Genomic DNA, 23,339 nt, shown 5'->3' with positions numbered 1-23,339 from the left:
TTTATGTGACCTTGACGTGACACCCCAGAGGTATGTGCTGGTCAGGGCTGATTATTAGCCAGCAAACAAACCAAAGGGTTTTCTTAGCTCGGCTTGCTCACAACCCACCCTCCGCGCGCCAGGACGGCCGCGTCGGCCTCGTCGAGATCGATGTCGAAGACCTCCGCGAGCACCTTCGGCAGCTCGGCCGCCTCGAGTTCGCGGACCTCGCTGCCGCCGTCCGGGTATTCGACGGTCCAGGTGGTGCCGTCGAGCACGTGGTGCGCCTCCGGCAGAAAACGCTGCACGAACGGGCGTGTCGTGAACGGCGAACGGGGCGAAGTGGACACGAAGTGGTTCCCCACCACGTAATCGGTGCGGTACTGCGGCGTGAGCGGGAAGCTGTGCCGGTCGATCCAGCCGTCACGGCCGAACTGGTACAGCGTCCAGAGGTCCGCGCCGAGCGCGTCGGTGCCGCGCTCGAGCCGGTATCGCCATGCGCCGAGCGAGAATTCGCCGTCCGAGGCGACCAGTTCGATGGGTTCCAGCGGACCCGCGCCGAAGCCCACATCGCACAGCCAGGCGCGGTCGTCGTCGGCGGTGGTGACGCGCAGGATGGCGTGGGTGGCGGGCCGAAGTCCGGTGGCTCCCATGGAGACCCGCGCGGCCAGACCGGTCACACCGAAGCCGAGCCGCTCCAGCGCGGCGGCGAACAAGCCCACGTTCTCGTAGCAGTAGCCGCCGCGCCGGCGCCGGATCATCTTGTCCTGCAAGGACTCCAGATCGAGCGGAATGCCGCGGCCGAGAATGATCTCCAGATTCTCGAACGGGAGCTCGGTGACGTGTGCGTACTGCAGGGCGCGCAGGGTGGCCAGGGTGGGCGTGCGCTCACCGGTGAAGCCGATCCGCGCGAGGTAGGCGTCCAGGTCCAGCTCGCCGCCGTTCCAGGTGTAGGACGGGTCCACCGGTGTCGTCATCACTGTCTCCGCTCCATGATCACCGCGAGCGCCGCCGCTCGCTCCCGCTCCGGGCAACCCGGCTCGGCGCCAACATGTTCCGGACCCAGCATGCCCGCTGGTCAGCGCGGTGCGGACGCCAGGGTGGCGAGCCCTTCGCGATAGCTGGGATAGCGGGGTTTCCAGCCGAGCTCGGCGCGTGCCTTGACATTGGAGACGCGCAGCGACATGTCGAGCATCTGTGCGGCGGCCAGCGGCGAGCCGTGGCGCAGGACGCGGGCGGGGACGCGCAGGGGCCGGCGGGCGCCGACCGTCTCGGCCATGGCGTCGAACAGGGCCTCCCAGGTGACGGGCTCGTCGTCGACGATGTTGTAAGCCTGTCCGGCCCGGCCGTTCTCGAGCGCGGCCACGGTGGCGGCCGCGGCATCCTCGATGTGCACGACACCGATACTGCCGGTGCCGATCCTGGGCAGGGGCAGCATGCGCAATTTCAGCGCCCGCACGAACATGTCCGAAGCGCCGGGGCCGTAGAAAACCCCGTAGCGCAAGGCGATCCCGTCGATTCCGGCCGCCCGCCAGGCCCACTCCTCGGCCTCGTACAGGGCCGACAGGAACGGGTCGTTGGCATCACCCTGGGCGCGGCCGAATCCCTCCTGCTCGGTGACGAGTTCCGGTCCGTGATCACGGATTCCGTAACCGACGATCAGCGACTGCGTGAGATACCGTGCCGCCCCGACGTTCACGGCGAACTCGACGAGGTTGCGGCTGCCGGTGCCGCGCAATGCGTTGGTGCGCAACAGACCCGGGCTGCGGTAGTGCGTGGGCGGGGAATGCCTGTACGCGGTGAGCTCGTGAATGACCGCGTCGGCGGCGAGACCGTCGGCGGCGCGCAGCAGGTCCTCGCGCTCGAGCACGTTCGCGATGATCGGGGTGCCCCCGAGCGCTCGCACCAGTTCCGCGCTGCGCCCGCCGCGCGTGAGGGCGAGCACCTCGTGCCCATTGCGGCGCAGCGCCGCTACCAGCGGCCGGCCGATGGCGCCGGTCGCGCCCGCGACGATGATCCTCATTGCGTTCCACCCCGTTTCGCAGTACAGATCCATGCCGAGGGTAGCGCGCATGTCTACTACACGGAATAGTGGACAGGGCCTGTCCGAGACACATAGCCTCGACAGATGATCGCGCTGTGGGATCGTCTGCGACTGTTCACGGTTCGTGAATTCGCGACGCATTGGGGGCGGACAGCGGCGACCACGGTGGTGGTCGCGGTGGCCGCGGCGTTGACGGTGGCCGTGCTGGGGCTCTCCGGATCGCTCACCGGGTCCGTGGACCGGCTGACCTCCGGGCTGGCGGGCACTGCGGCCCTGGAGGTTTCGGGCGTCACCGATGCCGGATTCCCGCAGACCGTGCGCGCGGAGGTGGCGCAGGTGCCGGGTGTGGCCACGGCGGTGCCCATGCTGCGCACCAGCGTGGGCCAGGGCCGGGATCGCACGCTGGTGCTCGGGGTGGACCCGTCCGGCTCCGCCCTGGACAGCTCGCTGCAGAGCTCCATCCAGGGCGACGCCGTGGCGGCGCTGACGTCGGTGCGCAATGGGGTCCTGGTCGGTCCGGGGGTGGACCGCGCGAAAGGGGAAGTGTTCCAACTGGGGCAGGTGGAGGTGACCGTCGCCGCGGTGCTCGACGACGAGCGCGCCGCCCGGCTCAACGGCGGGCTGTTCGTGGCCGCTCCCCTGCCGCTGGCGCAGAAGATCGCCGGACGCGCCGGGCAGCTCGACTCCGTCCTGATCGTGGCCGCGCCGGGAACCGATGTGGCGCAACTGCGTTCGGCGGTGAACACGGCGGTGGCCGGGCGGGCGCTGGTGGCCGATCCGAGTGCACGGGCCGCGCAGTCCGGGAATTCGATCACCATGATGCGGTTCATGTCGGTCATGAGCGCCACCATCGCCGTCGCGGTGGCGGCGTTCCTGGTCTACAACGTCATGAGTATGTCGCTGGCGCAACGCCGTCCGGTGGTGTCCATGCTGCGCGCCATCGGCGGGCGCAAGCAGACCATCGTGCGCGATGTGCTGGCGGAGGCGGCGCTGCTGGGGCTGGTGGGCGGCACGGTGGGTGCGCTGATCGGCATTCAGGTGGGCAAGTACGCGGTCAAGGGCTTGCCGCCGGCGGTCGTCCAAATGGTGGACGCGCGACTGGAATACCTGCTGCCCTGGTACGCCGTGCCCGTGGCGATCGTGGCGTCGGTGGTGACCAGTGTCGGGGCGTCGGCGATGGCGTCCCGCCAGGTGTATCGAGTCTCGCCGGTCGAGGCGCTGGCCCCGGTGGGCGTGTCCCGTGCCGATGCGGTGTCGCGCGGATTGCGCATCGTGGCGGCGGTGGGGGCGGTCGCGATGATCGCCGCGGCGGTGGTCGTCGCCCGCTCCGATCTCGGCCTGTATTCCGCTGTGGCCCTGGGTTTCACGCTCGGGGCGCAGATCTGCCTGGCCTTCCTCGCGACCGGTCTGCTGGTCGGGGCCGCGGCCGCGCTGACCCGGCGCTTCGGCGCGGCGGGCGTGCTGGCGGCGGTGAATATCGAACGCGCGCCACGGCGGGTGTGGGCCACGCTCATGACGATCACCATCGCCGTCAGTCTGACGGTCACCGTCACCGCCTCCAATGACGATGCCGTGCACGGTGCGCGCGACACCTTCGCGAGCCTGGCCGACAATGACTTCTGGGTGGCCACCACCCCCGCCGACATGACCCCGACCGAACTCCTGCCGCCGGATGCGCTCGAACGCGCCGCCGCGGTGCCCGGGGTGGCGAAGGTGGTCGAGGGCCAGATGGCGTGGGCGACCTTCGGCGGCACCAAAGCCCTTGTCTACGGGGTGACTTCGGACGGCAATGTCCCCATCTACCGGGCGTTGAGCGCGGAGTCGGCACGTCGGGTGGCGGCCGGTGACGGGGTGGTGTTCTCGCGCGATATGGCGCGGAACATGCAGGTGACGACCGGCGACCGGGTGACGGTGCAGACGCCGAAGGGCGCCAAGCAGATCGAGGTCGTCGATATCGTGCCGTACTTTTCGGCGCTGGGCGGCACGGTGGCCATGAGCCTCACGCTCATGCGGGACTGGTTCGAGCGCTCCGGCAATACGACCTTGCAGATCCACGCACAGCCCGGCACCGATCTCGGGCAGCTGCGGGGCGCGCTGGAGCAAGCGCTGCCGCCCGGCCTGCACGTGTACTCGGGCGAGCAGGCGCTCGACGGCATCAGCTCCTCGATCAAGCAGGCCATGGCTCTGGCGCGCGCCATGATGGTGATCGTGGCGTTCATCGCCGCCACCGCCCTGCTCAACACCCTCATGCTGGCGCTGCTGGAACGCCGCCGGGAACTCGGCATCCTGCGGGCGGTCGGCTCCTCCCGCAAGTTCGCACTGCGCATGATTCTGCTGGAGGCGGCCGGGATCGGTCTGGTCGGCGCGACCCTGGGCCTGGTGCTCGGGTTGATCAACGAGTTCGTCTACACCCTGCTCGCCACCGATATGCTCGGCGTCGAGATCACCGCCCGGCCCGGGCCGATCCTGCTCGTATTCACCGTCGCCGCACTGGTTTTGAGTCTGCTCGGCTCGATCCCGCCGGCGCTGCGGGCCGCCCGCCTGGAGATCGTGGACGCGGTGAGCGCCGACTAGACGGTCAATCGCGTCTCGGCAGCAGCAGGCCGAGCAGTGCGATCAGCACGGCGAGCGCGGCCGCCAGGGTGAAGACCAGGCCGTACCCATCGGCGAGGGCTGCCGCGTCGGCGTCTGCGGCCGCACCGGCCACCGTCGCGAGAATCGCCAAACCTATCGACCCGCCAACCTGATTGGCGGTGCCGGCCATGCCACCGACAATGCCCGCATCGCCCGCCGGGGCGTCGGCGGTCGCCACGGCCATGAGGGTGGGGAAGGTCAGTCCGATGCCGATCGCGATCAGCAGGGTGGGACCGAGAATGCCGGTGAGATAACCACTGTCGGCCCCGGCCTGCGCGAGCCAGCCGAATCCCGTGAGGAAACAGGCACTTCCGGCCAGGATCAGTGGCCGAGCGCCGGTGCGCGGCAACAGGGCCGCGGACACCCGCGCGACCGCCATGAACGTGATCGCCGCGGGGGTTTGGCCCAGCCCGGTGCGCAATGCGCTGTAGCCCAGCACATTCTGGAGGAACAGCGAGGTGAAGTACCACATGGCGATGGCGATGCCGCCGAACACGAGCAGCATCGCGCTGCCGACGGCCACCCGCCGGATACGGAACAACCGCAGCGGCATGAGCGGCCTGGCGGCGAAACGGGCCTCCACGACGGTGAACCCGGCCAGCAGCAGAATTCCCGCACCGACCGGCCCTGCGACCGGCGCCGAGGTCCAGGCGTACTCGGCGCTCCGCATGACGCCGAAGATGAGCGCGGCGAGCCCGGCGGTTCCGGTGACCGCGCCGAGCACATCGAGCGATTCCGAGCGAGCGGACCCCGAGCCGGACAGCGACAGCAGGGCCACCGCGATCAATACCGCACCGATCGGCACATTGATCAGGAACACCCAGCGCCACGACAGTCCGGTCGTGATGGCTCCACCGGCGATGGCCCCGGCCATCCCGCCGACCCCGCCGGCGGCCGACCACGCCCCGAATGCCTTTGCCCGCGCGAGGGTTTCGGTGAATCCGGTATTGATCACCGCCAGCGTCGCCGGGGCCAGCACCGCGGCTCCGATCCCCTGCACGATGCGGGCCGCCACCAGCACCTCGGCGGTGGTGGCCAGTCCGCCGACGAGGCTGGCCGCCGAGAACACCGCCAGCCCGCCGATGAGCATGCGCCGGTGTCCGAACAGGTCGGCGGCCCGCCCGCCCAGCAGCATGAAGCCGGCGAAGGTGAGCAGGTATCCGTCGACCACCCAGGCCAGTCCCGTGGCGGTGAACCCGAGGTCGCGCTGCACCGAGGGCAGCGCGACGTTCACGATCGACGAGTCCAGGATGACCATGAACTGACAGGCGCAGGCCAGCGCCAGAACCAGTCGTGCACGGCCGGAATGTGTTGTGTGCCGGGGAGTCTCGGCGCTGATGCGGGTCATGCTCGCTCCTTGCCGTCCCGCGCGCACATCGGCGGCGCGCGGCCGTTCGATGCGCCCGGGGCGGCTCGTGGATTGCTAGAATTAGTTATCCGCATAATGTTATGCGCGTAACTAATCTGTCAAGGAGAGCATGTGGACTTCGCGCAAGCAGACGCCCTCAACCAGGCCATCCGGCTGCTGAGCCTGCGCCACCGGGCAAGGGCCGCAGCACTATTGGCGCCACTCGGACTGCACACCGGCCAGGAGGCGCTGCTGCTCGAGCTCGACCGGACCGGGCCGATGATCCAGGCGCAGCTCAGCGGAGCACTCGGCTGCGAACCCCCCAGCGTCACCCTCATGACGCGCAAACTCGAAGCCTCCGGCCACATCCGCCGCAGCCCCGCCCCGACCGACAAACGGGCCAGCATCGTCGAACTCACCGACAGCGGCAAGGAACTGGCCGAGCGGGTCAAAGAACTGTGGTGCGATCTGGCCGAGGAGACCGTGGCCGGCCTGCCGGCCCGGACCGTGGCGGAACTTCCCGCCTTGCTGACCACCCTGACCAGCAATGTCGACAACCGGCGACGCTGAACACCGCAGCGGACGCACCGGATCCGCGATGTGCGGGCACGCCCGTGAAAGATCGTTCGGTGTCGTAGCGGCGGGCTAGGATTCGCGCATGCGTTCGATGGATGTGGCGGAGCGACGGGCCCGGCTGGCATTGCGACACCGGCTCGCGTACGAGTCTCGCAGCGACGAGGTCGGCGAGATCGTCCGCTCCCTCGTGGTGCTGCACGCCACCGATCCGGCCACAGTGTTCCTGTCGGTCGCGGCGCGCAGTCGCACCACCGAACCCGGCCACGTGGAGAAGGCGCTGTACGAGGATCGGACGCTGCTGCGCATGCTGGCCATGCGGCGCACCATGTTCGTGGCCCCCATCGAGCTGGTGCCGGCGCTTCAGGCATCGTGCGCGGACGCGCTGGCCGAGAAGCAGCGAAAGACCTACGGGCGCTACATAGAACAGGCCGGCGCGGTCGACGGGGATGTCCAGTCCTGGCTGGCCGAGGTGGAGCGGGAGACGCACGATGCGCTGCTGGCGCGGGGCAGTGCCACCGGAGCGCAGTTGAGCAAGGACGTGCCCCGGCTGCGCACCCAGGTGGACACCGCACCGGGCAAGCCGTATTCGAAACCGACCAATATCACCACGTGGGTGCTGGTCACGCTCGGCGCGGAGGGGCGGATCGTGCGCGGCCGGCCCAATGGCAGCTGGTCGAGCAGCCAGTACACCTGGTCCCCCATCGAATCCTGGCTGCCCGACGGCATTCCGGCCCTGACGGCCGAGGCCGCACGGGCCGAGCTGGTGCGGAAATGGCTGTACGCCTTCGGCCCCGCCCCGGTCAGCGATATCAAATGGTGGACTGGCTGGACGCTCGGCGAAGTCAAGAAGACCCTCGCGAAACTCGAGGTGGCCGAAGTGGATCTGGACGGCACCACGGGCCTCGTGCTCGCCGACGACCTCGAACCGGTCGCCGCACCCGAACCCTGGGCCGCGCTGCTCCCCGCCCTCGACCCCACCCCGATGGGCTGGCAGTCCCGCGACTGGTACCTCGGCCCGCACGCCCCCGCCCTGTTCGACCGCAATGGCAATGTCGGCCCGACCATCTGGTGGAACGGCCGCATCGTCGGCGGCTGGGCCCAGCGCACCGACGGCGAGATCGCCTGGCGGCTACTGGAAGACGTCGGCTCCGACGCGGAGACCCTCATCGAAGCCGAGGCCGCCCGCATGACCGACTGGTACGGCGAGGTGCGCCCCATCCCCCGCTTCCGGACCCCACTCGAGCGCGAGCTCACCGCCTGAAACCACCGCGTCTCCCCGACCCCGCACCGTCGGCGAGACCGCCGGTGCCAGCACTGCCAGTGGCAGGGGTCGCATTGCCCGGCCCTTGCCCGGTTTCCGCGCCGTCGCCTAGCATCGGGGCTGCGACCGTTGTCGCCGTAAGCGTTAACGCCATTCAACGCGCCTGGTTTCGCATTCGCGGAATCGGTTGTCGTGCATACGCTTACGGAGTTCTCATGACTTCTCGAATCCTGTTCTCGCGCACTGCCGGATCGCGCAAGCTGCCTGCCCGCTTCGCGCCGGTGATCCTGCCGCTGCTGCTGTCGATTCTCATGACCTGTGTGGTGTCGTGCATCAGCACGATCAGCGGCAATGGGGTCCACGCCGATTTCCCGCCGCTGTGGTTGCGGGCCTGGGGCATCTCCTGGGTGATCGCGTTTCCCACGCTGTTGCTCATGCTGCCGCTGGTGCGCCGGCTGACCGCGGCACTGGTGGATATGCCGGGTGCCCGGCCGTCGCCGGAGCAGTGAATCCGATTGTCCGCGCAGGGGCGGGAATACGCTGCCCCTACCGGGCGGCAGGCTGTTAGGGTTCTGGCGTACAGAACACAGTTCGGGCGCGGACACGGGGGTTGTCAGTCCGAAATATCGAGTCGGAGTGTGTCATGGCCTTCCTCAACCGCCTGATTTCCAATGCCACGTCGATCAGCCGGTTGCTGGAGAGCGCGCCCAAGTGGCGTGAGCAGCTGCTGGCCAAGCGGAACGAGCTGCGCGGCGGCACCTTCCGGGATGCCACCATGGGCATCTGCGCGCTGGTGGCCGCGGCGGACGGCGGGATCGATCCGCAGGAGCGCATGCGGGTGGCGCAGCTCATCGGCGCCGACCCGGTGCTGCAGCACTTCCCGACCGACGAGCTGCGAACCCTGTTCGAGGACAACTGCAATCGGATCACCATGGACCCGGCTTTCGGGCGCGCCTATGTGATGCAGCAGATCGCCAAGGCGACCGGAAAGTCCACGGAGGCAAGGGCTGTCGTGCAGATGGGCATCATGATCGGCAATGCCGACGGCAATTTCGACGCCCAGGAAATCGCCGCGGTGAAGGAAGCCTGCCAGGTGCTGCATCTGGATCCGCAGGAATTCGGGTTGTAAACCCCCTCTAACAGCCGCTGGACATAACCCCTGCTCGTGACGCACCCTTGGTTCGTTTGGCGTCCGAGCGAGGGGTGCTGTCATGGCAATTCAAGGGTTCCTGAATATCCTTTTCGACACGTATGCCCCGAATAGAGGGTGGCGGTACTGCGTCTTCTGCGACGCCACCGGCACGGCGGGATTCGTGAACGGGAACGTGGTGTGGTGTTCGACGTGCGGTGGCACCGGCTGGGTGGCCGAGCCGACGTACTACGAACGCTGAAACACCACGTGCGCTGAATTCCCTTGAATCCGGACGAAACTCACATATCCAATCCGAGATCGAGCACCGTGACCGAATGGGTGAGCGCGCCCACGGCCAGGTAGTCGACGCCGGTGCGGGCATAATCCGCCGCCATATCGAGCGAAAGACCGCCCGAGGATTCGAGTTTCGTTCCCGGCGAGCGAGTATTGCGGCGTTGCACGGCGGCCTGCGTCATCCACAGCGGGAAATTGTCGAGCAACACCAGCTGCACATCCTCGGCAAGCACGGCATCGAGCTGCTCGAGGCTGTCCACCTCGACCTCGCATTCGATCTCCGGATTCAGTTCCCGCACCGCCCGCAGCGCCGCCACCACCGACCCGGCGGCCACCACGTGGTTGTCCTTGATGAGCGCCGCATCACCGAGTCCCATGCGGTGATTCACGCCGCCGCCGACCCGCACCGCGTACTTCTGCAACGCCCGCAGTCCCGGCAGTGTCTTGCGACTGTCCCGAATCCGGCACTCGGTGCCCTCCACCGCGTCCACCCACGCCGAGGTCGCCGTGGCGATCCCGGACAGATGGCAGACGATATTGAGCAGAGTCCGCTCGGCCGTGAGCAATTCGCGCGTCGGTGCGTTCACGCTGAGCACGGTGTCACCCGGCCGCACCCGCGTGCCGTCGGCCACCCGATCGGTCACCTCGTAATTGCCCGCGCCGACAACCTCGTCGAGCACCAGCAGCCCCACATCGAGACCCGCGACCGTGCCCGGCTGCCGCGACACCATGGCGGCCTTGGCCGTCGCATCCGCGGGAACCGTTGCGACCGTGGTGATATCGGGCCCATACCGCAGGTCCTCGTCGAGGGCGGTACGAATGAGCGCGACCACCTCGTCGCGATCGAGACTGGAATCGAGAGCCACTACTGCACTCCTTCAGTGAGCATGGAAGCGTTGTTCACGAGGCGGACCGCAAGGTGGTCCGGATCCACGGCGCGGTGACCGTCGAACCATCGGTGACGAGTTTGGGGCGGCCATCGGAACCCAGGCGCACGGTGATGCTGCGCCGCTGGTCCTCGCGCGGCTCCGGATGGTCCGAACGTGTATGGCAGCCACGGCTTTCGGTGCGCGCGGCCGCGGCGACCAGCAGGGCGCGGGCGGTCAGCGTGAGCGCGGAGTCCTCCAGATTGCGGATCACCGCTGCCGCATCGGTGCGCGGTGTGGTCTCGGCGTCGGCTTCGCCATCGGTGAGCATGCCCATCAGGCGGAGTACGCCGCCGCGCAGGCCGTCGCCGTCGCGCACCACGGACGCGTGCCGGGTCATGAGCTCCTGCAAGAGTTTCCGGTCGGCGCGCGGCAGACGCATCGGACCGGCCTCGGTGATGCGGGCGGCGGCCCCGAGTCGTTCGGCCGCCGCGACACCGGCGCGCCCGCCGACCACGAGACCTTCGAGCAGGCTGTTGGAGGCGAGGCGATTCGCGCCGTGCAGGCCGGTGCGCGCCACCTCCCCCGCCGCGTAGAGGCCGGGAACCGTTGTGCGGCCGTGGGTGTCGGTGACGACGCCACCGCATTGATAGTGCGCGGCGGGCGCGACCGGAATGAGCGCCGAGGTCGGGTCGAGGCCCGCGTCCAGGCAGGACGCGGTGATGGTCGGAAACCGTTGCGCGAACCCGTCGATCGACCGCGCGTCCAGATAGACGTGATCGGTGCCCAGCTGTGCCATGCGGGCGTGGATCGCACGCGAGACGATGTCACGAGGCGCGAGATCCCCACGCTCGTGCACTCCGGCGGTGACCGAATTCCCCTGGGAATCCACCAGTACCGCGCCCTCGCCGCGCACGGCCTCACTGATCAGCGGCCGCCGCCCCACCCCGCCGGGCGAGAACAGCACGGTCGGATGGAACTGCACGAACTCCAGATCCGCGACCACGGCCCCGGCCCGCAGCGCCAGCGCCACCCCGTCCGCGGTCGCCCCGGCCGGGTTGGTGCTGCACGCGTACAACTGCCCGAGCCCACCGGTGGCCAGCAGCACGGCGGGCGCGTGCACGACCCCGAACCCCTTGTCCGACACCGCGACAACGCCCCGCACCCCATCGGGCCCGGTCACGATCTCCACCACCGCGGCCCCGAAGATCACCGGCAGCCCGGCGGCATTCAACGCCCGCTGCACCTCGGCTCCCGTGGCATCACCACCGGCATGGATGATCCGCCGAGTACTGTGCCCGCCCTCCCGGGTCCGCGACACCTCCCCGTCCCGCCCGAGATCGAACACGGCCCCCAGATCGGTCAACGCCGCAACAGCCTCGACCCCACCTTCGACAATGGACCGCACCGCCTCCGCATCACAGAGCCCGGCTCCCGCGACCACGGTGTCCTGCACATGCGATTCCACCGAATCCCCGTGCGGCGCAACGACGGCGATCCCGCCCTGCGCGTACTGCGTGGATGTGTCGGTGGGCCCGCCCTTGCTCAGCGTCAGCACCCGCAGCCCGCGCAGCGAGGCGGTCCGGGCTGCCGTCAGTCCGGCCACCCCACCACCGATCACCACGAGATCGGCTTCGGCTTCCCACTGGATCGAGATATTCATCGATTGTCTCCCTCCCTGCGGACTGCCCGGGTTGGAGGCAGCGGCGGGGACGCGAATGGGTCGGTCCGATGGAAGCGGGTTATTCTCCGCCGCCCGGGTTGCCGATCTCGATCATGCGCTGGACCGAATTGCGGGCCAGGGCGGCGGTTTCGAGATCGACGTGGACCTCGTCGCGGTTCTCCACCAGGCAGCGGAGCAGGGCGGCGGGGGTGATCATCTTCATGTACTTGCAGGAGGCGCGGTCGTTGACGGCCTGGAAGTCGATGCCGGGGGCCGCCTTGCGGAGCTGGTGGAGCATGCCGACCTCGGTGGCCACCAGGACTTCCTTGGACTTCGCGGCCTTGGCGGCGTCGATCATGCCGCCGGTGGACAGGATGTGCACGCGGTCGGCCGGGAACTCGCCCGCGCCGGCCAGGTACAGCGCCGAGGTGGCGCAGCCGCATTCGGGGTGCACGAACAGCTCGGCATCCGGGTGGGTGCGGGCCTGCTCGTTGAGCTCGTCGCCATTGATGCCGGCGTGCACGTGGCACTCGCCCATCCAGATGTGCATGTTCTCGCGGCCGGTGACGCGCTTGACGTGCGCGCCCAGGAACTGGTCCGGCAGGAACAGCACCTCGCGGTCGGGGTCGATGGAGGCGACCACGTCGACGGCATTGGAGGAGGTGCAGCAGATGTCGGTGAGGGCCTTCACCGCGGCGGTGGTGTTCACGTAGGAGACCACGAGCGCGCCGGGGTGTTCGTCCTTCCAGGCGCGCAGTTCGTCGGCGGTGATGGAATCGGCCAGCGAGCAGCCGGCGCGCTGATCGGGGATCAGGACCGTCTTCTCGGGGCTGAGGATCTTGGCGGTCTCGGCCATGAAGTGCACGCCGCAGAACACGATGGTGTCCTCGGGCGCTTCGGCGGCGATCCGGGACAGGGCCAGGGAGTCGCCCACATGGTCGGCGATGTCCTGGATCTCCGGCAGCTGGTAGTTGTGCGCCAGGATGGTGGCATTGCGTTCGCGCGCCAGTCGCTTGATCTCGGCCGCCCAGTCGGGGGTGGCCTCGACGCCCGTGTATCCCGACGGCCCGTCCGCGATCTGCTCCGCGAGGGTCATCGTCGCACCTAGTGCAGCCATGGCATGGCTCCTTCTCTCATGCGGTCCGGCAACATCGCCGATTCGCATACAACCGGTTTTCGACTTAGAATCGAAAACGTGGCCCATAGTAGCACCATCCACGAAACGCTCACCGCGGTGTTCCAGGTTCGACGCTTCCCAGACACCTACACCGCAGGTGAGAGCGTTTTCACCCCCTCGGACAGTGGTACACGGCATGCGAATCCCGGTTCAGCTCAGAAAAATGCGGCCGCCAGACGCGATGATCTCGGCCGACGCTCCGGGCCGGGGGAACGCACCGAATTGGCGGTCCTGCTGTGGGAGCGCGCGCTCGAACCCGCGATCGGCACCTGGTCGCTGCCGGGCGGGCGGCTGCGCGACGACGAGGACCTCGACGCCTCGGCCGCGCGCCAGCTCGCGGAGAAGGTCGACGTGCGCGAATTGACACACCTGGAACAGCTTTCGGTGTTCAGCGACCCGCACCGGCTGCCCGACCCGCCACGCCGCATCGCCTCGGCATACCTGGGCCTGGTGCCGCTCACCGCCGAACCGGAACTGCCGCCGGACACCCGCTGGCATCCGGTCTCGGCGCTGCCGCACATGTCCTTCGACCACGGCGGCATCGTCGAGCACGCCCGCACCCGGCTGGCCGCGAAACTGTCCTACACGAACATCGCCTTCGCCCTCGCGCCGGAACGCTTCACCATGTCCACGCTGCGGGAAATCTACTGCGCCGCACTGGGTTACGACGTGGACACCACCAACCTGCAACGAGTCCTGTCCCGCCGCAAGGTGATCACCCCGACCGGGGCCACCGCCTCCCCCGGCCGCGCGGGCGGACGGCCCGCCGCCGTCTACCGCTTCACCGATTCCGAAATCCGCGTCACCGACGAGTTCGCGGCTCTCCGCCCTCCCACCTGATTCCCGCCCGGAGCGACGATTTCGCGGCGGATACTCGGGGCATGGCACTCACAGCCAAGGCAATTCTGGTGGGTGGACCCAATGATCTGCCCGAACGCATAGTCCCGATCACTTCGGAACCGGAGATCAAGATCTCCCATCGCAATGGCTACGAGCATTTCCAGGCCACGGCACGGGAGGAAGACACACCGCAGGGCACGCTGCGCGTCTACGAGTGGTCCGGACGGACGAAGGTCGCCGAATAGCGGCTGCGCGCCCCCACCCCGCTCGTCATCCCGGCATGCTTTTGGCCGGGATCCATAGAGCAACGCACGCTATCCGTGTCGATCCCGGCCAAAAGCGCGCCGGGATGACGGGGGCGGGCTCAATCCTGTTCGCGCTTGCGGTGTTTGGTGGTGCGGCGGTATTTGCGCGCGCTCGGAATCGGTTGCGCCGCATTGGAGCGGCGTAGCTCGTGGCGCTGCCGCCAGGCGGCGAGATCGGGGCGCTCGCCGGCCGCAGCGTTTGCGGCAGCGGCGGCGCGCTCGCCTCGTGCTGCGGTTTTCATCGGTGGTCCCCCTGGGCTTCACGGTGTGTCGACGCGTCACCGTACAAGCAGCTACAGCGCCACTGCCACCGAATTTCTTCCCGCCGGACCACTGGCGGCGCTCAGCGCCCGCCGGGCTCCTGCACCGGATTCTCGAACGGCACCACCGGTTCTCGCGGACCGGCCGGTTGCGGGGCTCCGCCATTGGCTCCCGGCCCGTAGTACGGCCCGAAGCTGATCTGGGATTCGAACGGCGGCGGCGCCCAGGCGGGCGGGTCGGGGCGAATCTTGCCGAACGGCAGGTATTCCCCGGTGCCGAGATCGTCGGAGGTGCTGAGCGAGGCCAGGATCAGCACCAGCAGCGCGGCCACCAGCGGCTGCACCAGCAGGAACGGCCAGCCTTCGATGGTCGGCGCGAATTCCACGATGCTGTGCACGGCCGGATGCTCCGGGCGCGTGTGGAGTTGCTCGGCGACCGCCTCCCCCACCAATCGCATGAGGTTCGCGCCCACCAGTGATCCGGCGAGCATCGACAGCAGCAGGATGGGCCCGCGCACCCGCCGCCACCGCCAGGCCGCGGCGGTGGTGAGCACGGCCGTCACCAGGCCGATGAGCACGAAAATGGCTGCGGCATCGAATCGATGCGCGCTCTCCCCGGTGAGGGCCGCCCCGCGATCGGGTTCGACCACGAGCAGCCGTTCGGCCGGGGCGAGATACGCCCACGCCACCCCCGCGAGCGCGCTCACCACACCGAGCACGGCGAAAACCACGGCGCCCGCCCGCAGTTCGCGGGCGAGCACCTCACGTAGTCCGGACGGTTCGGCGGGCGCCATGGTGCTTGCCACTAGCGCCGTTCCAGCATCGTGGAGTCGAGCACCCCGTGCCGCGAGCATTTCGCCCACCAGCCGTCGGGGCTCACCTGCACGATCATGCGACGCCCGCACTGTTCGCAGAAGCGCGGCGGCTCCAGCCCCAGCGCCGCGGCGGCCGGCACCGGATCATCGAGTCCGGCAACCACTCGCTTCCCCGTGAACGGGTTGTAGCGCTCGCTCATGTCGAACCGCTCGCTCATGTCGAACACAGTACCCATCACAGGGTTTCGTTGAGCGCCTTGATGGGCATCTTCAGCTCGCCCAGCAGATCGAGATCCGCTTCGGCGGGGCGGCCGAGGGTGGTCAGATAGTTGCCGACGATGACGGCATTGATGCCGCCGAGGATGCCCTGCTTGGCGCCGAGGTCGCCGAGGGTGATCTCACGACCGCCGGCGAAGCGCAGGATGGTGCGCGGCAGCGCCAGGCGGAAGGCGGCGACGGCGCGCAGGGCGTCGGCGGCCGGCAGCACCTCGAGGTCGCCGAAGGGGGTGCCGGGGCGCGGATTGAGGAAGTTCAGCGGAACCTCGTCGGGCTCCAATTCGGCCAGCTGGGCGGCGAATTCGGCGCGCTGCTCGAGCGACTCGCCCATGCCGAGGATGCCGCCGGAGCACACCTCCATGCCGGCCTCGCGCACCATGCGCAGGGTGTCCCAGCGCTCGTCGTAGGTGTGCGTGGTGACCACGTTCGGGAAGTGCGAGCGCGCGGTCTCGAGATTGTGGTTGTAGCGGTGCACGCCCATGGCGGCCAGCTGATCGACCTGCTCCTGGTTGAGCATGCCGAGCGAGCAGGCGACCTGGATGTCGACCTCGTTGCGGATGGCCTCCACGCCCGCGGCGACCTGCGCCATGAGGCGCTCGTCCGGGCCGCGCACGGCGGCCACGATGCAGAACTCGGTGGCGCCGGTCTTGGCGGTCTGCTTGGCGGCCTCGACCAGCGAGGGGATGTCGAGCCAGGCGGCGCGCACGGGCGACTGGAAAAGACCGGACTGCGAACAGAAGTGGCAGTCCTCCGGGCAGCCGCCGGTCTTGAGCGAGATGATGCCCTCGACCTCGACCTCGGGACCGCACCACTTCATGCGCACGTCGTGGGCGAGGCCGAGCAGCTCCTCGAGCCGGTCGTCGCCGAGCCGCAGCACCTCGAGGGTCTGGTCCTGGGTCAGTCCGACACCGCGCTCGAGCACCTGCTCGCGAGCGATGGCCAGAATGTCTCCGCCTGCTTGGATGTCGGCCCCGGTGGACACGGCTGCCTGGGTCATTGCCACGAATCCCTTCGTCCGGCCGACGTGGCCGAGCAACTTGAACGGTGTTCAGGGTAGGCTAGCAGCAAGTGAGCCGGAACACGAAGGGTCGGGTTTTCAAGTGCAACTGCACCGCACGGACGTGGTCGACGGAGCCATCGCCATTCTCGACCAGTACGGCCTCGCCGACCTGACCATGCGCCGCCTCGCCACCTCCCTGCACGTGCAGCCGGGCGCACTGTACTGGCACTTCCCGAACAAGCAGGCGCTGCTGGGCGCCGTGGCCGACCGCATTCTCGCGCCCATGGAGGATCCGATCGACGCCACCGAATGGTCCAAGCAGATCACCGAATTGGCGCATCGGCTGCGCTCATGCCTGCTCGCCTACCGCGACGGGGCCGAATTGGTCTCCGCCACTTACGCTTCCCGGCTCACCACCTCGAAAGGCCGGGAGCGGCTGGCCAGTGCGGCCATTCGGGCCGGAATGACCAGGGAGGAAGCCGATTCGGCGGCCTTCACCCTGCTGTACTACGTGCTCGGCCAGACCGTGGACGAGCAGTCGCGCATCCAGATGGATTCGGCGGGCGCACTGGCGGAAGCGGATTCGCCGCTCTACGACACCGTGAACACGAGCGATCGCTTCGACTTCGGGTTGCAGCTGTTCGTGTCCGGCGTACGGCACCTGCTGGGATCGCGCATTCGCTGAGCGCGACCAGCCCGCAATCACACGGCAACCTACTGCTACCTTATTGACGATCATTTTCAATAAGGTAGGGCCTGGTGTTGCCGCACAGACCGACCGGTAGAGTCCGGCAGGTCAATTCGGCAGGTGCGGGAATCCGGTGTGAATCCGGAACGGTCGCGCCACTGTGATCGGCTTGTCGAAGCCGAGAGTCAGACCTCCCCTGCCGCGCAAGATCTCTGGAGAGGCCGCGACTTGCCCAAGGAGCTCCATCGATGAGCCGTACCCGGACATCGATCGCCCTGCCCGTACTCGGGCTACTGCTGGTTGCCGCCATGGTGGCGGCCACCGGCTTCGGCGCGGAAACCGTGCCGGTGCACCAGGTCGTGGACGTGCTGTACCGCCGCGCCACCGGGCTCGCGCCCGAGAATCTCGGCCTCGACACCATCATCTGGCAGCTGCGCGTCCCGCGCACCCTGCTCGCGGCCATCGTCGGTGCGGGCCTCGCGGTCGCCGGAGCCGCCATGCAGACCCTGGTCCGCAACCCCCTCGCAGACCCGTACCTGCTGGGCGTCTCCTCCGGCGCGGGCGTCGGCGCGGCAGCGGTCATCACCTCCGGCGCCTTCGCTTCCGCTGGGCTGTGGGCCCTTTCGGCCGGAGCGTTGACCGGCGCCCTCGCGGCAGCGGCGGCGGTCTTCCTCATCGCCGTAGCCCAGGGCGGCCTGACCCCGCTGCGCCTGGTCCTCACCGGCACGGTCCTCGGCTCCATGTTCGCCGCCCTGAGCAGCTACATGATCTTCCGCAGCACCGACCCCGCAGCCGCCCAGTCCGTCCTGTTCTGGCTGCTCGGCAGCCTCGCGGGCGCGGACTGGACCCGAATCGCCCTGCCCGCCACCGTGGTAGCGCTCAGCGCCGTGGCCCTGTTCGCGGCGGCAAGCTGGCTCGACGCCCTCAGCCTCGGCGCGGACACCGCTGCCTCCCTCGGAATCCCGGTGCGCGAGCTGCGAATCGCCCTCTTCATCCTGCTGGCGGTACTCGTCGGCGTGCTGGTGGCCGTCTCCGGCGGCATCGGCTTCGTCGGCCTGGTGGTCCCCCACGCCGCCCGGCTGCTGGTCGGCCCGCGCCATCGCAGCCTCCTCCCGGCCTGCGCGCTGTGCGGCGCTCTGTTCCTGGTCGTCGCCGACGCGGCCACCCGAATCCTGGTCCGCCCCACCGAAATCCCGGTAGGCGTCCTCACCGGCCTCATCGGCGCCCCCGCCTTCCTGCTCCTCATGGGCCGCCGTCGCTACCGCTTCGGAGCAGCATGAGCGGCCGGGACGCAGCGCTCGAAGCGCGGGAACTCGTTTGCGCCGCCGGGCGTCGAACGGTGCTCAGCGGAGTGAATTTCACTGTGCGGCACGGGGAGACGATCGGGATCGTCGGACCGAACGGGAGCGGGAAGACCACGCTCATGCGGACGATCGCGGGGTTGATTCGGCCGGTGGCCGGTGCGGTTCTGGTGAACGGGCAGGCGGTGCACGGACTTTCGGCTCGGCGTCGCGCTCGGGCGCTCGCGTTGGTGACGCAGGACGAGCAGCCACCGGCAGATCTGCTGGCTGGGGAGGTCGTGGCGCTGGGGCGGACACCGTACCTGCCGCCGTGGGGCGCGGGCGGAGCGCAGGAGCGGGCGGCCGTCGAAGCGGCGCTGGCCGCAGTGGATCTGGCGGGGTTCGCGGGACGACCGGTGAATCGGCTCTCCGGCGGCGAACGGCAGCGCGTGCTGCTGGCACGGGCGCTGGTACAGGAGACGCCGCTGCTACTCCTGGATGAGCCCACCAATCATCTCGACATTACTCATCAGCTCGAATTGCTGACGCTGGCACGGGATCTCGATCGCACGGTCGTCATGAACCTGCACGATCTGGCGCTGGCCGACCGCTACTGCGATCGGGTGCTCGTCCTGCACGACGGGCGGGCGAATCCGCTGGAGCCGCCCGGCATCGCCCTGCGGACCGAAGTCGTCACCGAGGTGTTCGGCGTGCACGCCGCGCGGGTTCCGCATCCGGACACCGGCATTCCCCATCTGCTCATCAGCGCTGCTCTGACATGAAAGGCAAGCACTTGCGACATCTACCCCGGATCCTCGCCGCCGCGGTCGCGGTTACCACCTTGGCGGCCTGCGGCACGACCGAGGCCGCCAAGGGCGATCTGACCATCGCCAATTGTGGTGTGGAGCAGAAGTTTCCGTCGCCGGCGCAGCGGATGTTCGTCAATGACGGGAATCTGATCTCCATGGTGCTCGCGCTGGGGGCGCAGGATCAGGTGGCGGCGGTGTCGAGTGTGAAGCGGGATGCGGAGACGCTGCGCAGGCATTACGGGGATGTGGTGGATGAGCTGAATTCTGTTTCGCCGGAATATCCTTCGCGGGAGACGGTGCTGGCGCAGCGGCCGGACGTGATGGTGGCGGGGTGGAATTACGGGTACAGCGAGGCCGCCAATCTGACGCCGGATTCGCTGCGGGCGGCGGGAGTCGCGCCCTATGTGCTGACCGAGAGTTGCCGGCAGGCCGATGGGGAGCGAGGGATCACCGATGCCTGGACGGCCTTGCGGACCGATCTCACCGATCTGGGGGCCATTACCGGGCGCGGCGACCGGGCGGCGGCAGTGAACGACGATATCGGCCATCGGGTCACCGCACTGCGCCTCGCGCCGCAGCCGGTGCGCAAACCCACGATCTTCCTGTTCGACAGCGGCTCGGACACCATTTTCTCCAGCGGTAAATTCGGTGCGCCACAGGCGATTCTGGATGCGGCGGGAGCGCGCAACGCACTCGAGGATGTGGACGACACCTGGACGGCGGTGTCGTGGGAGCGGCTCGCGGCGGCCGACCCGGATGCCATCGTGTTCGTCGACTATCCGCCGCAGACCTTCCAGCAGAAGGTCGACCTGCTGCGCGGCAAGCCCGGGATCGCGAATCTGCGGGCCGTGACCGAGGGGCGGTTCCTGAACCTGCCGTATGCGCTGTGGACCAGCGGGCCGCTCAATATCGATGCGGCGGAACAGGTTCGAGTGCAGCTGGAGAAGTGGAATCTGGTGCCGGCCTCGGGCATCCGTCCCGCCTTCGACGATGCCGTTCGCTGAGCGCTGCTGCGACAGTCCGCGTCAGCGCCCGGCGGTCGCGGTCGGAGCGGCCGAATCCCGTTGCACCAGGCGGATGAACGGCACGATCTGCTGTTCGATGACCGTGTTGTATTCGCGCGGTTCCTGAATCGGGTTGGCGTGGCGGGTGTGCCGGGTGGTGACCACCAGCAGGGTTCCGTCCACGCCGCCCACCCGCTCGATCAGGGCGCGATGGGAGTACTCGACATCCACGATCGGATCCTGGGTCGCCTCCCTGGGTCGGATGAAAACTATTGCGGGGCGCGGCTTCCCGTTCACCGGTTTGGCCAGGGTGCGCAGATCGTCCACCGCGCCACCGGCGACGATCGCCTTGAACTGCGCCTCGATCAGACCGTTGCTGGCGGCGTCGGTGTTCAGGATCTTGTCCCGCAGCACCTCTTTCAGGGCTTGCCGGAATCGATCCCAGCGCACCCCGTGCGGCCCGCCGACGAAACGCTCGTGCCGCGCATAGGTTTCCGCGGCCAGCCGCAGCAGCCGGCTCTCCCGCGCACCCGGCACCCAGCCGGTCCAGCGCAGTAACTCCTCGCCTTGATCGCGGCTCTCGGCGCGCACCGCGTGCAGATCCACCGGTGTGCAATCCAGGATCACCCCGACCACCCTGCGCGTGCTCTCCACGTGCAGGTGCTCGGCGATCTCCAGTGCGATCACCCCGCCCATACTGTGCCCGGCCAGAACCACATTGGGGGCCTTGGCCGCCTCGGTCACCTTCACGATGAGGTCCGCGATCACCTTGGTGTCGATACCCGAATTGTCGTAGCGCACCGCCCACACCGACCCGAGCCGCGCGAGCGAGGGCAGCGCCCGCGCGGTATCGGTGGCATCGAGCACCCCCAGCCCGACCAGATCGAAGACGGCGGTATCACCGGCCCGCGCATCCGACGGCCCCGCGACGGGCACCACCGCCGGTTCGGTGCGCGCCAGCCGCTCCCGCTCCGGCGCGACATCAGCGCCCAGGTACACCGCGAACAGCACCAGCAGCACCAGCGGAATCACGCTGCCGCGCAACAGCAGCAACCGGGTTCTCCGCCCGCGCACCCAGCCGTGCCCGGCCCGGGTCTCGCGCAGTCGCGCCACGCGCCGCCGGTCGTCGTATTCGGACACGGCCGAGGGGTTCGGATATTCCGGCAGCACAGGCTGACCCACCTCCCGTCCGCCTCCCGCGCCCGGCCGGGTGCCGCTCCGGGACGGGCACGCGCGGCCGCGGTCGGCAGAGCGTCTGAGTTCTGGACGTACCCGGTGAATTACCCGGCCCGCGTGAATTCAGTCGCCGCTGTGACGCATCTCCGACTGCGCGGCCGCCTTCTCCGCGAGCCCGGCGAGTTTGGCCAGCGACATGCGGAAGCCGGTCTCGTTGTCTTCCGGGGAGAGTCCGGGCGGCAGGTTCTCGTGGCGGGCGACGACCCGGCAGCCACCGGGGGCATCCGACAGCGAGTAGGTGATCGCCATCTCGCCCTGCAGATTCGGGTCGTCGGTTTCGAATTCGACGACCTGCGCCACCTCGGTGTCGGGGACGACGCGCACGAAATGCCCGTGGAAGGTGTCGGTGTGCGCGGTGGTCTTGCCGGTCTGGTCCGGCAGGTCGTATGTGAGCGAGATTCGGAAGCGTCCGCCCACCCGGGGGTCGAACTCGTGGATGCGGCTGGTCATACCGTCGGGGACCATCCAGGTGCGCACCGAGCGCGCATCCAGCAGGGCGCGAAAGACATTCGGGCGGGACGTGCTCACGAACCACTCGACGTGGGTTGTGGTCACGTGCGCCAGACTACGCCGGGCGAACCGGCACGGCGGTCATACCGCGACGATGCCCGAAATGGGGCGTGGCGCGCCGAGCAGCACCTCGCTCGCGGGAATGCCGAACCACTCCTCGGCGATGGTGGCGTAGTACTCGGTCATATTGACGGTGGCGCGCAGATTGTCGTCGGCGTCGAGATCACGCAGCGAAGGCAGTTCGCCGAAGACGCCGGGATGGGTGGGGCCGAGCAGCAGTGCGGTGCCGGCCGAACCGTGGTCGAGGCCGTCGGAGTTGTTCTCCGGGACGCGGCGGCCGAATTCGCTGTAGGCGGCGATGAGTACGCGGTCGGCGATGCCGCGGGCGGCCAGGTCGGCGCGGAAGGCGGCCAGGCAGGCGTCGAGATCCTTCATGAGTTCGACATAGCGGGTGGGGTGTTTGTCGTGGGTGTCGAAGTCGGCGCCCATGGGGACGTGCACGACTCGCAGGCCGTGGTTCTCGTCGGCGAGAAGGCGTGCGGCCAAGCGCAATTGGACGCCGAGGTCACTGGTGGGGTAGCCGTCGGCGGCGGGCGAGAGGGTGGCGGCCACATCCGAGAAGCGCAGGGCCGCAGCGCTTCCCGCGCGGGAGGCGGCGTACAGCGGGGCGTCGGCGCGGTCCGGGTGCGCCATGGCGCGCTGGGCGGCCAGCCAGGCGGCGCGAATGTTCTCGTCCTCGAACAGCGGGAACAGGCCGTCCGTCGCGGGATCCACGGACAGGGTGGTGACGCGTTCGCAGGCCAGCGCCTGACCCGAACCCAGGCCCAGCGCGACGCCGACGGCGGGCGTGGTGGCGTCGCCGAGCTGGTCGCACAGGCGGCCCAGGAAGCCGGTGGTGGTGCGGGCGCCGCCGTCGGGGTCACCGGTCTGCCAGCGGTGCAGCATTTCGAAGTGCGACATATCGGGTTTGGCGATGCCGACGCCCGGAATCACCGACGCGCCGCCCGCCGCCAGCTGCGCGAGATTCGGGTGGAAGCCGAGGGCGCCGTCGATGGGGTGTACGTCCTTGGCGGCAATGGCGGTGGCAGGCCGCAGATCCCGGTAGCGGGAGTCGGTGTAGGGCACGGTCATGGACAAACCGTCACTGCCACCGGCCATTTCGATCACGAGCAGTTTGCGTTTGTCCGGGGCGGCGGCGCGCAGGGCCGGCGGCGTCGGGCCGGGTTGCGGCACCTCCTCGTTGCTCAGGTCGTGCGCCACCACGCCCGCGACCACGGCGACCGCGCTCGCGCCCAGCCCGGCCCGCAACGCGGTGCGTCGATTCACAGTGACCATCTCGGTT

The 23,339-nt window shown here is 68.9% G+C and carries 25 protein-coding genes and 1 riboswitch; of the genes, 12 read left to right on the top strand and 13 right to left on the bottom strand.

Annotated features, from left to right (window positions below; genetic code table 11):
• Nucleotides 1-83 precede the first annotated feature (83 nt).
• Complete coding sequence (locus tag H0264_RS17000; RefSeq protein WP_181584865.1) at nucleotides 84-956, bottom strand: arylamine N-acetyltransferase family protein; 873 nt, start codon at nucleotides 954-956, stop codon at nucleotides 84-86.
• A gap of 101 nt (nucleotides 957-1,057) precedes the next feature.
• Complete coding sequence (locus H0264_RS16995) at nucleotides 1,058-2,002, bottom strand: NAD-dependent epimerase/dehydratase family protein (protein WP_181584864.1); 945 nt, start codon at nucleotides 2,000-2,002, stop codon at nucleotides 1,058-1,060.
• A 105-nt stretch (nucleotides 2,003-2,107) separates the two neighbouring features.
• Between H0264_RS16995 and H0264_RS16990 the strand changes: the two genes are divergently transcribed.
• The gene (locus H0264_RS16990; RefSeq protein ID WP_181584863.1) at nucleotides 2,108-4,597 is read left to right on the top strand and encodes an FtsX-like permease family protein; all 2,490 of its coding nucleotides are present in this window, start codon (nucleotides 2,108-2,110) and stop codon (nucleotides 4,595-4,597) included.
• Between the two features lie 4 nt (nucleotides 4,598-4,601).
• On the opposite strand, the gene H0264_RS16985 is transcribed toward H0264_RS16990, so the two are convergent.
• Nucleotides 4,602-6,005: an MFS transporter gene (locus H0264_RS16985; RefSeq protein WP_181584862.1), complete on the bottom strand. Its 1,404-nt coding sequence runs from the start codon at nucleotides 6,003-6,005 to the stop codon at nucleotides 4,602-4,604.
• Between the two features lie 132 nt (nucleotides 6,006-6,137).
• On the opposite strand from H0264_RS16985, the gene H0264_RS16980 reads away from it, so the two are divergent.
• The 5 genes from H0264_RS16980 to H0264_RS16960 all read left to right on the top strand — a co-directional run bounded on the left by H0264_RS16980 (nucleotide 6,138) and on the right by H0264_RS16960 (nucleotide 9,233).
• Nucleotides 6,138-6,575 (top strand): MarR family winged helix-turn-helix transcriptional regulator, encoded by a 438-nt coding sequence (locus H0264_RS16980; protein WP_181584861.1) that lies wholly within the window; start codon nucleotides 6,138-6,140, stop codon nucleotides 6,573-6,575.
• Between the two features lie 88 nt (nucleotides 6,576-6,663).
• Nucleotides 6,664-7,842 carry a winged helix DNA-binding domain-containing protein gene (locus tag H0264_RS16975; RefSeq protein WP_181584860.1) on the top strand — a complete coding sequence of 393 codons (1,179 nt, stop codon included), beginning with the start codon at nucleotides 6,664-6,666 and terminating at the stop codon, nucleotides 7,840-7,842.
• 215 nt (nucleotides 7,843-8,057) lie between these two features.
• Nucleotides 8,058-8,351, top strand: coding sequence for a DUF2798 domain-containing protein (locus H0264_RS16970; protein ID WP_181584859.1), 294 nt, complete (start codon nucleotides 8,058-8,060; stop codon nucleotides 8,349-8,351).
• Between the two features lie 134 nt (nucleotides 8,352-8,485).
• Nucleotides 8,486-8,971 carry a tellurite resistance TerB family protein gene (locus H0264_RS16965; protein WP_181584858.1) on the top strand — a complete coding sequence of 162 codons (486 nt, stop codon included), beginning with the start codon at nucleotides 8,486-8,488 and terminating at the stop codon, nucleotides 8,969-8,971.
• An 82-nt stretch (nucleotides 8,972-9,053) separates the two neighbouring features.
• Nucleotides 9,054-9,233, top strand: coding sequence for a hypothetical protein (locus H0264_RS16960; protein WP_181584857.1), 180 nt, complete (start codon nucleotides 9,054-9,056; stop codon nucleotides 9,231-9,233).
• Nucleotides 9,234-9,273: 40 nt separating this feature from the next.
• On the opposite strand, the gene nadC is transcribed toward H0264_RS16960, so the two are convergent.
• The 3 genes from nadC to nadA all read right to left on the bottom strand — a co-directional run bounded on the left by nadC (nucleotide 9,274) and on the right by nadA (nucleotide 12,914).
• Nucleotides 9,274-10,134 (bottom strand): carboxylating nicotinate-nucleotide diphosphorylase, encoded by an 861-nt coding sequence (nadC, locus tag H0264_RS16955; protein WP_181584856.1) that lies wholly within the window; start codon nucleotides 10,132-10,134, stop codon nucleotides 9,274-9,276.
• 34 nt (nucleotides 10,135-10,168) lie between these two features.
• Entirely contained in the window at nucleotides 10,169-11,797 is a 1,629-nt protein-coding gene (locus tag H0264_RS16950; RefSeq protein ID WP_181584855.1) for an L-aspartate oxidase, read from the bottom strand.
• 79 nt (nucleotides 11,798-11,876) lie between these two features.
• On the bottom strand, nucleotides 11,877-12,914 hold the full coding sequence (gene nadA, locus H0264_RS16945; RefSeq protein ID WP_181584854.1) for a quinolinate synthase NadA: 1,038 nt from the start codon (nucleotides 12,912-12,914) through the stop codon (nucleotides 11,877-11,879).
• A 78-nt stretch (nucleotides 12,915-12,992) separates the two neighbouring features.
• On the opposite strand from nadA, the gene H0264_RS16940 reads away from it, so the two are divergent.
• Entirely contained in the window at nucleotides 12,993-13,814 is an 822-nt protein-coding gene (locus H0264_RS16940) for an NUDIX hydrolase (protein WP_231086523.1), read from the top strand.
• A 41-nt stretch (nucleotides 13,815-13,855) separates the two neighbouring features.
• The gene (locus H0264_RS16935) at nucleotides 13,856-14,059 is read left to right on the top strand and encodes a DUF5988 family protein (protein ID WP_181584853.1); all 204 of its coding nucleotides are present in this window, start codon (nucleotides 13,856-13,858) and stop codon (nucleotides 14,057-14,059) included.
• A 119-nt stretch (nucleotides 14,060-14,178) separates the two neighbouring features.
• On the opposite strand, the gene H0264_RS16930 is transcribed toward H0264_RS16935, so the two are convergent.
• The 4 genes from H0264_RS16930 to bioB form a co-directional block, all read right to left on the bottom strand.
• Nucleotides 14,179-14,361, bottom strand: a complete 183-nt coding sequence (locus H0264_RS16930) for a hypothetical protein (RefSeq protein ID WP_181584852.1) — start codon at nucleotides 14,359-14,361, stop codon at nucleotides 14,179-14,181.
• A gap of 101 nt (nucleotides 14,362-14,462) precedes the next feature.
• On the bottom strand, nucleotides 14,463-15,185 hold the full coding sequence (locus H0264_RS16925) for a DUF2567 domain-containing protein (RefSeq protein ID WP_231086525.1): 723 nt from the start codon (nucleotides 15,183-15,185) through the stop codon (nucleotides 14,463-14,465).
• Nucleotides 15,185-15,412: a biotin synthase auxiliary protein BsaP gene (gene bsaP, locus H0264_RS16920; protein ID WP_231086527.1), complete on the bottom strand. Its 228-nt coding sequence runs from the start codon at nucleotides 15,410-15,412 to the stop codon at nucleotides 15,185-15,187. Before bsaP ends, H0264_RS16925 begins: the two co-directional genes overlap by 1 nt.
• Before the next feature lie 17 nt (nucleotides 15,413-15,429).
• Nucleotides 15,430-16,467 (bottom strand): biotin synthase BioB, encoded by a 1,038-nt coding sequence (gene bioB / locus H0264_RS16915; RefSeq protein WP_181584851.1) that lies wholly within the window; start codon nucleotides 16,465-16,467, stop codon nucleotides 15,430-15,432.
• A gap of 103 nt (nucleotides 16,468-16,570) precedes the next feature.
• Between bioB and H0264_RS16910 the strand changes: the two genes are divergently transcribed.
• From H0264_RS16910 to H0264_RS16895, 4 genes are all read left to right on the top strand, one after another.
• Nucleotides 16,571-17,155, top strand: a complete 585-nt coding sequence (locus H0264_RS16910) for a TetR/AcrR family transcriptional regulator C-terminal domain-containing protein (RefSeq protein ID WP_181584850.1) — start codon at nucleotides 16,571-16,573, stop codon at nucleotides 17,153-17,155.
• Between the two features lie 91 nt (nucleotides 17,156-17,246).
• Nucleotides 17,247-17,372: riboswitch (cobalamin riboswitch) on the top strand.
• 34 nt (nucleotides 17,373-17,406) lie between these two features.
• Nucleotides 17,407-18,438, top strand: a complete 1,032-nt coding sequence (locus H0264_RS16905) for a FecCD family ABC transporter permease (protein WP_181584849.1) — start codon at nucleotides 17,407-17,409, stop codon at nucleotides 18,436-18,438.
• Nucleotides 18,439-18,509: 71 nt separating this feature from the next.
• Complete coding sequence (locus H0264_RS16900) at nucleotides 18,510-19,220, top strand: ABC transporter ATP-binding protein (RefSeq protein WP_244976211.1); 711 nt, start codon at nucleotides 18,510-18,512, stop codon at nucleotides 19,218-19,220.
• Nucleotides 19,217-20,251 (top strand): ABC transporter substrate-binding protein, encoded by a 1,035-nt coding sequence (locus H0264_RS16895; protein WP_181584847.1) that lies wholly within the window; start codon nucleotides 19,217-19,219, stop codon nucleotides 20,249-20,251. Before H0264_RS16900 ends, H0264_RS16895 begins: the two co-directional genes overlap by 4 nt.
• A gap of 21 nt (nucleotides 20,252-20,272) precedes the next feature.
• Here the strand turns inward: H0264_RS16895 and H0264_RS16890 are convergent, their stop codons facing one another.
• The 3 genes from H0264_RS16890 to H0264_RS16880 all read right to left on the bottom strand — a co-directional run bounded on the left by H0264_RS16890 (nucleotide 20,273) and on the right by H0264_RS16880 (nucleotide 23,332).
• Nucleotides 20,273-21,433: an alpha/beta fold hydrolase gene (locus H0264_RS16890; RefSeq protein ID WP_231086531.1), complete on the bottom strand. Its 1,161-nt coding sequence runs from the start codon at nucleotides 21,431-21,433 to the stop codon at nucleotides 20,273-20,275.
• A 117-nt stretch (nucleotides 21,434-21,550) separates the two neighbouring features.
• Nucleotides 21,551-22,042: an SRPBCC domain-containing protein gene (locus H0264_RS16885; protein WP_181584846.1), complete on the bottom strand. Its 492-nt coding sequence runs from the start codon at nucleotides 22,040-22,042 to the stop codon at nucleotides 21,551-21,553.
• A gap of 36 nt (nucleotides 22,043-22,078) precedes the next feature.
• Nucleotides 22,079-23,332 (bottom strand): DUF1501 domain-containing protein, encoded by a 1,254-nt coding sequence (locus tag H0264_RS16880; RefSeq protein ID WP_181584845.1) that lies wholly within the window; start codon nucleotides 23,330-23,332, stop codon nucleotides 22,079-22,081.
• Between the last annotated feature and the right edge of the window lie 7 nt (nucleotides 23,333-23,339).

Source organism: Nocardia huaxiensis (assembly GCF_013744875.1).
Classification (GTDB): Bacteria; Actinomycetota; Actinomycetes; order Mycobacteriales; family Mycobacteriaceae; genus Nocardia; species Nocardia huaxiensis.
The sequence above is the reverse complement of the archived record's forward strand: the minus strand, read 5'-3'. Positions and strand labels throughout refer to the sequence as shown.

Excerpts from the sequence above, each read along its gene's own strand:
- H0264_RS17000 (WP_181584865.1), bottom strand. The coding sequence starts at position 956 with ATGACGACACCGGTGGACCCGTCCTACACCTGGAACGGCGGCGAGCTG.
- H0264_RS16995 (WP_181584864.1), bottom strand. The coding sequence starts at position 2,002 with ATGAGGATCATCGTCGCGGGCGCGACCGGCGCCATCGGCCGGCCGCTG.
- H0264_RS16990 (WP_181584863.1), top strand. The coding sequence starts at position 2,108 with ATGATCGCGCTGTGGGATCGTCTGCGACTGTTCACGGTTCGTGAATTC.
- H0264_RS16985 (WP_181584862.1), bottom strand. The coding sequence starts at position 6,005 with ATGACCCGCATCAGCGCCGAGACTCCCCGGCACACAACACATTCCGGC.
- H0264_RS16975 (WP_181584860.1), top strand. The coding sequence starts at position 6,664 with ATGCGTTCGATGGATGTGGCGGAGCGACGGGCCCGGCTGGCATTGCGA.
- H0264_RS16970 (WP_181584859.1), top strand. The coding sequence starts at position 8,058 with ATGACTTCTCGAATCCTGTTCTCGCGCACTGCCGGATCGCGCAAGCTG.
- H0264_RS16965 (WP_181584858.1), top strand. The coding sequence starts at position 8,486 with ATGGCCTTCCTCAACCGCCTGATTTCCAATGCCACGTCGATCAGCCGG.
- H0264_RS16960 (WP_181584857.1), top strand. The coding sequence starts at position 9,054 with ATGGCAATTCAAGGGTTCCTGAATATCCTTTTCGACACGTATGCCCCG.
- H0264_RS16950 (WP_181584855.1), bottom strand. The coding sequence starts at position 11,797 with ATGAATATCTCGATCCAGTGGGAAGCCGAAGCCGATCTCGTGGTGATC.
- nadA (WP_181584854.1), bottom strand. The coding sequence starts at position 12,914 with ATGGCTGCACTAGGTGCGACGATGACCCTCGCGGAGCAGATCGCGGAC.
- H0264_RS16935 (WP_181584853.1), top strand. The coding sequence starts at position 13,856 with ATGGCACTCACAGCCAAGGCAATTCTGGTGGGTGGACCCAATGATCTG.
- H0264_RS16930 (WP_181584852.1), bottom strand. The coding sequence starts at position 14,361 with ATGAAAACCGCAGCACGAGGCGAGCGCGCCGCCGCTGCCGCAAACGCT.
- bsaP (WP_231086527.1), bottom strand. The coding sequence starts at position 15,412 with ATGAGCGAGCGGTTCGACATGAGCGAGCGCTACAACCCGTTCACGGGG.
- bioB (WP_181584851.1), bottom strand. The coding sequence starts at position 16,467 with ATGACCCAGGCAGCCGTGTCCACCGGGGCCGACATCCAAGCAGGCGGA.
- H0264_RS16905 (WP_181584849.1), top strand. The coding sequence starts at position 17,407 with ATGAGCCGTACCCGGACATCGATCGCCCTGCCCGTACTCGGGCTACTG.
- H0264_RS16895 (WP_181584847.1), top strand. The coding sequence starts at position 19,217 with ATGAAAGGCAAGCACTTGCGACATCTACCCCGGATCCTCGCCGCCGCG.
- H0264_RS16880 (WP_181584845.1), bottom strand. The coding sequence starts at position 23,332 with ATGGTCACTGTGAATCGACGCACCGCGTTGCGGGCCGGGCTGGGCGCG.